Annotated in this window: 9 protein-coding genes; 7 read left to right on the forward strand and 2 right to left on the reverse strand. The window is 60.4% G+C overall.

Annotated elements, in window-relative coordinates; all coding sequences use genetic code 11:
* Nucleotide 1 precedes the first annotated feature (1 nt).
* The 5 genes from MOV76_RS20620 to MOV76_RS20640 all read left to right on the forward strand — a co-directional run bounded on the left by MOV76_RS20620 (nt 2) and on the right by MOV76_RS20640 (nt 3,827).
* Complete coding sequence (locus MOV76_RS20620; protein WP_018447478.1) at nt 2–556, forward strand: DUF177 domain-containing protein; 555 nt, start codon at nt 2–4, stop codon at nt 554–556.
* 98 nt (nt 557–654) lie between these two features.
* Complete coding sequence (gene plsX / locus MOV76_RS20625; RefSeq protein ID WP_020397442.1) at nt 655–1,701, forward strand: phosphate acyltransferase PlsX; 1,047 nt, start codon at nt 655–657, stop codon at nt 1,699–1,701.
* 20 nt (nt 1,702–1,721) lie between these two features.
* Nucleotides 1,722–2,693 (forward strand): beta-ketoacyl-ACP synthase III, encoded by a 972-nt coding sequence (locus tag MOV76_RS20630; RefSeq protein WP_047621648.1) that lies wholly within the window; start codon nt 1,722–1,724, stop codon nt 2,691–2,693.
* A gap of 105 nt (nt 2,694–2,798) precedes the next feature.
* Nucleotides 2,799–3,137: an integration host factor subunit alpha gene (locus MOV76_RS20635; protein WP_018241528.1), complete on the forward strand. Its 339-nt coding sequence runs from the start codon at nt 2,799–2,801 to the stop codon at nt 3,135–3,137.
* Between the two features lie 150 nt (nt 3,138–3,287).
* Nucleotides 3,288–3,827: a MerR family transcriptional regulator gene (locus tag MOV76_RS20640; protein ID WP_018447481.1), complete on the forward strand. Its 540-nt coding sequence runs from the start codon at nt 3,288–3,290 to the stop codon at nt 3,825–3,827.
* Between the two features lie 8 nt (nt 3,828–3,835).
* Here MOV76_RS20640 and MOV76_RS20645 read toward each other — a convergent pair whose 3' ends face one another.
* Complete coding sequence (locus MOV76_RS20645) at nt 3,836–4,183, reverse strand: response regulator (RefSeq protein ID WP_018447482.1); 348 nt, start codon at nt 4,181–4,183, stop codon at nt 3,836–3,838.
* A gap of 273 nt (nt 4,184–4,456) precedes the next feature.
* Here MOV76_RS20645 and MOV76_RS20650 point away from each other — a divergent pair, with 273 nt between their 5' ends.
* The gene (locus MOV76_RS20650; protein WP_018447483.1) at nt 4,457–6,103 is read left to right on the forward strand and encodes an ATP-binding protein; all 1,647 of its coding nucleotides are present in this window, start codon (nt 4,457–4,459) and stop codon (nt 6,101–6,103) included.
* 39 nt (nt 6,104–6,142) lie between these two features.
* Here MOV76_RS20650 and MOV76_RS20655 read toward each other — a convergent pair whose 3' ends face one another.
* Complete coding sequence (locus MOV76_RS20655) at nt 6,143–6,457, reverse strand: DUF1236 domain-containing protein (protein WP_018070485.1); 315 nt, start codon at nt 6,455–6,457, stop codon at nt 6,143–6,145.
* A gap of 323 nt (nt 6,458–6,780) precedes the next feature.
* Here MOV76_RS20655 and bcsN point away from each other — a divergent pair.
* A partial coding sequence (gene bcsN, locus MOV76_RS20660; protein ID WP_247265178.1) for a cellulose biosynthesis protein BcsN occupies nt 6,781–7,524 on the forward strand: 744 nt, incomplete at its 3' end.

A 7,524-nucleotide genomic window follows, 5' to 3' on the forward strand; every position in this document is an offset into this window, starting at 1 on the left:
GATGAAGAACGCTCGGGACGATGTTCCCTTCTCCTATCAAGTCAAGGTCGGCCACATCTCGGCCAACCCCGTCGAAGTCCATGTCGAGGCCGACACCAGCGAATTGAAGGCGCTTGCCGAGACCTGGAACGTCGTCTCCGTCGACGATCTCAGCGCCGATCTGCAGATTGCCCGCTGGAAGCGCGACGGCGTGCGCATCAAGGGCCGCGTGCAGGCGAAGATCGTCCAGTCCTGCGTCGTGACGCTGGAGCCGGTCGAATCCGCCATCGACGAGAGCTTCGAGCAGATCTTCGTGCCGGAGGGTTCCAAGCTTGCCCGCCAGGCCGGCAACGACGCCGGCGAGATGCTGCTCGATCCCGACGGTCCCGATCTGCCTGAGACCTTTGTCGGCGATACGATCGACGCCGGCGAGGTGGTTGCCGAATTCGCCGCTCTCGCGATCGATCCCTATCCGCGCAAAGAGGGGATTGAGTTCGACGGCCATATCGAGGATAGCGGCGAGGGGGACAAAAAGCCCTCGGCTTTCGCAGCCCTCAAGGACTGGAAAAAGGACTGAAGCTCCTCTGGCATTTGACACAATTCAGTTGTAAGCGACGCCAAAACCGGTATTTTGGCCGAAATTTCGCCCTCGGCGGAAAGAAGGATCAGGGACGCGTGATCAGAATATCTCTCGACCTCATGGGTGGCGACTTTGGTCCCCAAGTTGTCATCCCTGGCGCCGCCAAGGCGCTGGATCGGCATCCGGATATTTCCTTCGTTCTCTATGGTCTCAAGGAACAGTGCGATCCGGTTCTCGCCAAGTTTCCGAAACTCAAGGAAAAATCGCTCTTTCACGACTGCGAGCTTGCCGTCGCCATGGATGAAAAGCCGAGCCAGGCGCTGCGCCGTGGCCGCTATATCTCCACCATGTGGCGCTCGATCGAGGCGGTGAAGACGGGTGACGCCGATGTCGCGGTCTCGGCCGGCAATACTGGCGCACTGATGGCGATGGCGAAATTCTGTCTGCGCACCATGGCCAATATCGAGCGTCCGGCGATCGCTGCGATCTGGCCGACGCTGAAGGGTGAGAGCATCGTGCTCGATGTTGGCGCGACGATCGGCGCCGACGCGCAGCAGCTGATGGATTTTGCCCTGATGGGCGGCGCCATGGCGCGCGCGCTTTTCGAGGTCGAACGGCCGACGGTCGGCCTTCTGAACGTCGGCGTCGAGGAGATGAAGGGCCAGGAAGAGGTCAAGGAAGCCGGCCGGCTGTTACGCGAGGCGAACATCGATTCGCTCGAATATTCCGGCTTCGTCGAGGGCAACGACCTTGGCAAGGGCACAGTCGACGTCGTCGTCACCGAAGGATTTTCCGGCAATATCGCGCTCAAGACCGCTGAAGGCACCGCCAAGCAGATCGGCGAATATCTGCGTGCCGCCATGTCGCGCACGCTGCTGGCCCGCATCGGCTACCTGTTCGCCAAAAGTGCATTCGACATGCTTCGCGAGAAGCTCGATCCGAGCAAGGTCAATGGCGGCGTGTTTCTCGGGTTGAACGGCATCGTCATCAAGAGCCATGGCGGGGCGAATGCCGAAGGCATCGCCGCCGCCATTGAAGTCGGTTACGACATGGCCAAGAACGGCCTCAATCAGAAAATAGAAAACGATCTTAAGAAATATCACGCCAAGCGGCTGCCCCCGATGGGCCCGGAAGCGGCATGAGCGATGGGGTTCAATCAAAGATGATCCGTTCAGTGGTTCGCGGGTTCGGAGCAGCGCTTCCGAAGCGCGTGATAACCAATCGTGACATGGAGGCCATCGTCGACACATCGGACGAATGGATCGTCCAGCGCACCGGCATCCGCCAGCGTTATGTCGCCGGCGATGACGAAACGACGGCGTCGCTCGGCGAGGCCGCGGCACGCGCAGCCCTTGCCAATGGCGGCCTGACGCCTGCCGATATCGATCTTATCATCTGCGCCACCTCGACGCCGGACAACACGTTTCCCGCAACGTCGGTCAACATCCAGAACCGCCTCGGCATGAGCCATGGCTTCGCCTTCGACGTCCAGGCCGTCTGCACCGGTTTCGTCTATGCGGTTACCACAGCGGATGCCTATATCCGCGGCGGGCTTGCCAAGCGCGTTCTCGTCATCGGCGCCGAAACATTTTCGCGCATTCTCGACTGGAACGACCGCACCACCTGCGTGCTTTTCGGCGACGGTGCCGGCGCGATCATACTCGAAGCGACCGAAGGCGAGGGCACCGTTGCCGATCGCGGCGTGCTGACCGCACATCTGCGTTCCGACGGCTCGCACAAGGAAAAGCTCTATGTCGATGGCGGACCGTCGACGACGGGCACTGTCGGCAAGCTGCGCATGGAAGGCCGCGAGGTCTTCAAATACGCTGTCGGCATGATCACCGACGTTATCCAGGCGGCATTCGATTCGACCGGCACCACCGCCGATGACCTCGACTGGCTGGTGCCGCATCAGGCCAATCGCCGCATTATCGACGGTTCGGCGAAGAAGCTGAACATCGATGCCGCGAAGGTGGTCATCACCGTCGATCTGCACGGCAATACGTCGGCCGCCTCGATCCCGTTGGCACTTGCGACCGCTGCCGGCGACGGCCGCATCAAGAAGGGCGACCTGGTGATGCTCGAAGCGATGGGCGGCGGCTTTACCTGGGGTGCGGTTCTGCTGCGCTGGTAGGCACGAATCCTAAAAAACTGGCGGCGAACAAGAGCTTGACCGTAAGGCGCAAGACAAATACTCTTCGTGCGATTTCACAAAATATTTTGTATGGGCGGGGAAACCATGACCGGAAAGACAGTGACGCGAGCAGACCTGGCGGAATCCGTTTTCCGAAAGGTCGGGCTGTCCCGGACCGAATCTGCCGAACTGGTCGAAACCGTCATCGACGAGATCTGCAACGCCATCGTGCGTGGTGAAACCGTCAAGCTTTCTTCCTTTGCCACCTTTCAGGTGCGCGACAAGAACGAGCGAATCGGCCGCAATCCGAAGACCGGCGAGGAAGTTCCGATTTCCCCCCGCCGGGTCATGACCTTCAAGGCGTCGAACGTGCTGAAGACGCGCATCCTCAAGGCGCATGTCGCTCGCAAGATCAAGCTGAAGCCTCTGAATCCGGCTCCCTGATATCGGCATCTCGTTTCGGAACGGCGTTTTTTTCTCTCTCGCACTGTCCATCCTTGTGCGCAACGTCGAGACATGACTTGAATTGTCGGCGCCAAACCGTTGAAATATGATGAGTCGCCGTTGGATCGAGCCGCGAGGTCGCGTAGCAGTATGACGTTGGACAAGAGCCCCGATGCCTTTCGCACTATCAGCGAAGTCGCAGACGATCTTGATCTGCCGCAGCATGTGCTGCGCTTCTGGGAGACGCGTTTCCCCCAGATAAAGCCGATGAAGCGCGGCGGCGGCCGTCGCTACTACCGGCCGGAAGATGTGGATCTCCTCAAGGGCATCCGGCATTTGCTCTATGATCATGGCTATACGATCAAGGGTGTGCAGAAGCTTCTGAAGACCAACGGCAACAAGTTCGTCATATCAGTCGGTCATGGCGACCTCGCCAGCGTCGAGGCGCTTGCGTCGGGCGTGCAGGATACGGCTGGCGGGGAACCGCGCGTCGGCATGGCCGACGAAGACCAGATTGTCGGCCGCGCCAAGCCGCCGATCACCCGCCGGTTCTTCAATTTCGTCGCTGGAGACGACGAGCAGGAAGTCTCGATCGGCAAGTCGAGCGTCGGCAAGGAAGACAGGGCGCTGCTGCAGGAGGCGCTCTACGACCTCCTGGAATGCAAGCGTCTGCTCGATCAGGTGCGCTGAACAGGAGCTCAGGCTTCGGTAAGCCGCTTCATCGCCTGTTCGAGTTCGCTGAGCTGGAAGGGTTTTTGCAGCACGGGCAACGTGCTTGGGCTGCTGCCATCAGGTGCAGTGCCATATCCCGTCGCGTAGAGATAGGGTTTGCCGCGTTCGTCGAGCAGCTTTGCGACCGGCAGCGAACTCTGCCCGGCAAGCGAGACGTCGAGGATTGCAGCGTCGAACTCCGTATCCCTGGCGGTTGCCAGCGCCCGCTCCAGATCGGGCGCGCTGGCGCAGACCCGGTAACCCAGATCGGCAAGCATGTCCTCGAGCAGCATGGCAATCAGCGCGTCGTCTTCGACGATGAATATGTCTTTCATGATCCCGTCCACCCATTTCCCCTCGCCGGGCATGGAGATTTATGTGGACCGCTTGCACCGCTCGTCAAGACGTCGTGCCCGGCACTGCAAGAAACAGCATATTGCCCGGTGAAATTTGATGTGCAAAAGCTGGGATGCCGTCTCCGCAACGGCGACTGCATAATTCCTTAAATCGGAATCGATCTATGGATAAAATTATGCAGTAATCCAAAGTGTTACAGCGTCCTATGCGCGTCTGAAAAGACATGGCGGCGCTGTAAGAAGGGGTGTCGAATGGATTTGCTGAGTGCCACGGATTGGCTGCGTCACAGGCCGGGTTTTACCTATCCGCTGGCCGTTGCCTTCGTTGGCCTGACCTTTCTTCTGAGGCTTGCCGCCAGCGACACTCTCTCCGGCTTTCCCTTCCTCAGCTTCCTTCCGGCGATATTGCTGGCGAGTTTCATAGGCGGGGCCGGGCCGGGTCTGGTTGCGGCCTTGCTTGCCGCTTTCATCGTCCAGCAGTTTTTCGTCGAGCCGCACAACATCTTCTGGCCGGTCAGCGCCGGGCAATGGGTCGGTCTTTCCACTTATCTCGTCAATGCCGCGATCATCGTCGGCCTGATGGAGATGATCATTATCGCACATGAGCGGCAGAGCCGCCTTCGCAGTGAGCTCAACAGCTTCAACACGCGCCTCGAAGAGACAGTCGTCCAGCGCACTGCCGAGCTCAGGCACGAGATGGAAGAGAATGCCGCCGCTCAGGCGCAGGTCCGCCAGTTGCAGAAGATGGAGACGATTGGTCAGCTGACCGGCGGCGTCGCTCATGACTTCAACAACATGTTGGCGATCATCATCGGCAACCTCGACCTCGCCCAGCGGCGCCTGAGCGGCAGCGAGGATCCCCGCCTGCTTTACTCCATCCAGAATGCCAAAGACGGCGCGCAGAGGGCGGCGGTACTGACCGCGCGTCTTCTCGCTTTCTCGCGCCAGCAGCCGCTCGCCCCTGAGGTGATCGACCTTAACAAGCTGGTCGGCGGCATGTCTGAGCTATTGCGGCGCACGCTCGGTGAGCAGATCCGGATCGAGACCGTGCTTGCCGGCGGTCTGTGGCCGAGCTTTGCCGATTTGAGCCAGCTCGAGAATGCCATCCTGAACCTTGCCGTCAACGCTCGCGACGCTATGCCGGGCGGCGGAAATCTGACGATCGAGACCGCCAATACCGAACTCGACGAGCGATATTCGCGCATGCATTCGGAGGTCGAGGCGGGCCAATATGTAATGGTCAGCATAACTGACACTGGCACCGGCATGTCGCCGGAGGTGATCGAGCGCGCCTTCGACCCTTTCTATACGACCAAGGGACCCGGCAAAGGCACCGGCCTCGGCCTCAGCCAGGTTTACGGCTACATCAAGCAGAGCGGCGGCCACATCAAGATCTATTCAGAGATCGACAGGGGCACGACGGTGAAGATCTATCTTCCCCGTCATGTCGGCGCGACGGACGCCCGGTCGGGCGCCGCCGGCACCCAGCCGATTCCTCACGGCAGCGTCAATGATACGATCCTGGTGGTGGAAGACGACGAGCACGTCCGCACCATGACGGCCGAAAGCCTGCATGAACTCGGTTACACCGTATTGCAGGCGGCAAGCGGCATAGAGGCGCTTCTGTTGCTCGAAGAAAATCCGGCAGTCGATTTGATCTTCACCGATATCGTCATGCCGCAGATGAGCGGACGCCAGCTTGCCGATGTCGTCCAGGAAAAATGGCCGACGATCCGGATCCTTTACACCACGGGTTACACCCGCAATGCCATCGTCCACAATGGTGTGCTCGATCATGGCGTTTCCCTGCTCGCCAAGCCCTTCAGCCTGGAGCAGCTGGCTCATAAGATCCGCGAACTTTTGAATGTACCGGCGAGGGTGGGAGACGAGCGGACGTGAAGCCGGCATACGGCCGCACGTCCACAATTCCCGATCGTGTTATTCCAGCACCTGGATGATACGGTGGGTCTTCGGCTCGACGATAACGCGCCGCTCATTGACGACTGTATAGCCGTAACCGTCCATGTCAGGCACGGTGTGCACTTCGACGGTATCGGGCAGCGTCGTGCCAACCACGATATCGCCGTCATAGACGACGGACGGCGTGTTTTGCTCCATCACATAGGTGCGCACTTCGCCGGGCAATACGACGGAGCCGGTCGGTGCGGGATCTGTGACGATGACGGTGCTCTGCGCGAAGGCGGCGGAGCTGATGGTCAGTATGGCGGCCGCAGCCAGCATGGTCTTGCGCATGGGATGTTCTCCTTTTCCTACCCCAGACATCAAGGCAACGCCGGCCATGCGGCATAGTTCCCCACGGGCTTTTCGCCCAGCGGAAGACAGGCGCAATCAAAGCAATTAAGTTGCTGCTAAATTGATTTCCACATCATTGGGTTGAGTTGTCCGAATAACGTTCAGTGAGAGTTCGTCCGGTGACATCAGCGGCCGGTTCTTTACTCTTCGTTAACCATGTAGGCGATTTATGTCGGATGAACGGCCAGGTGGTCGTTGATTCGAAGGTCCGTCGCGTTTCGGTTTGCGAATGGATATCTGAAAAGGCGATTGCGGCTCGAGACATGCGCTTGCGGAAGACGATATCGCTGGTGGCGGTGGCTGGCATGATGGCCGGCTGCACATCGACGGGCGGTGTGCGCCAGCCTTCCGGGCCGGAAACCGTGGCGCCGGAAAAAGCGCTGGTCCTGCCGCCGCCGGGCGGTCCGTCGATCGTCAGTGTTGTCGAGCGCAAGCGTGGAAACGGCGTCGAGCAGACGATCTCGCTGTTTACGTCATCCTCCGTGCCTGGTCAGAATTTCCTGAAGGTCCAGTTCTTCGGCGCCTCCGGGGCCAACCCCGGCACCGGCAATGCGGGCTTCAGCATGATCAACGAGAGCGGCATTGCCCGCGAGGTGGCCCGTTCGGCCCCTAGCGTGCCGATGGCGACGTCGGCGACCTTCCTGCAGAACGCCTATGGCCCCTTCGGTTACGCCTCCGGCCGCAGCCGGGCCGGCGACACCTGCGTCTATGCCTGGCAGCAGATCCGCTCGAGCACTGCTGCCAATACCCAGGCGCGCAATTTCGGCATGATCCAGCTGCGCCTGCGCCTTTGCGATGCGAGGGCGAGCGAGCGCCAGCTGCTCGGCATCGTCTATGGTTACACCATATCAGGCACCTTCGATGGCGTGGTCTGGAACCCTTACGGCAATCCGCCGTCCGCCGACGGTGCGCTCGGACGCACCGGCGAGCCGATCTATCCCGACAAGGGCGGTTATCGCGCCAGCCCGATGCCGATCGGCTACGAGCCGGCGCCGGCCATAGTCAGC

This window comes from Rhizobium sp. PRIMUS64, from assembly GCF_023006465.1.
GTDB lineage: Bacteria > Pseudomonadota > Alphaproteobacteria > Rhizobiales > Rhizobiaceae > Rhizobium > Rhizobium leguminosarum.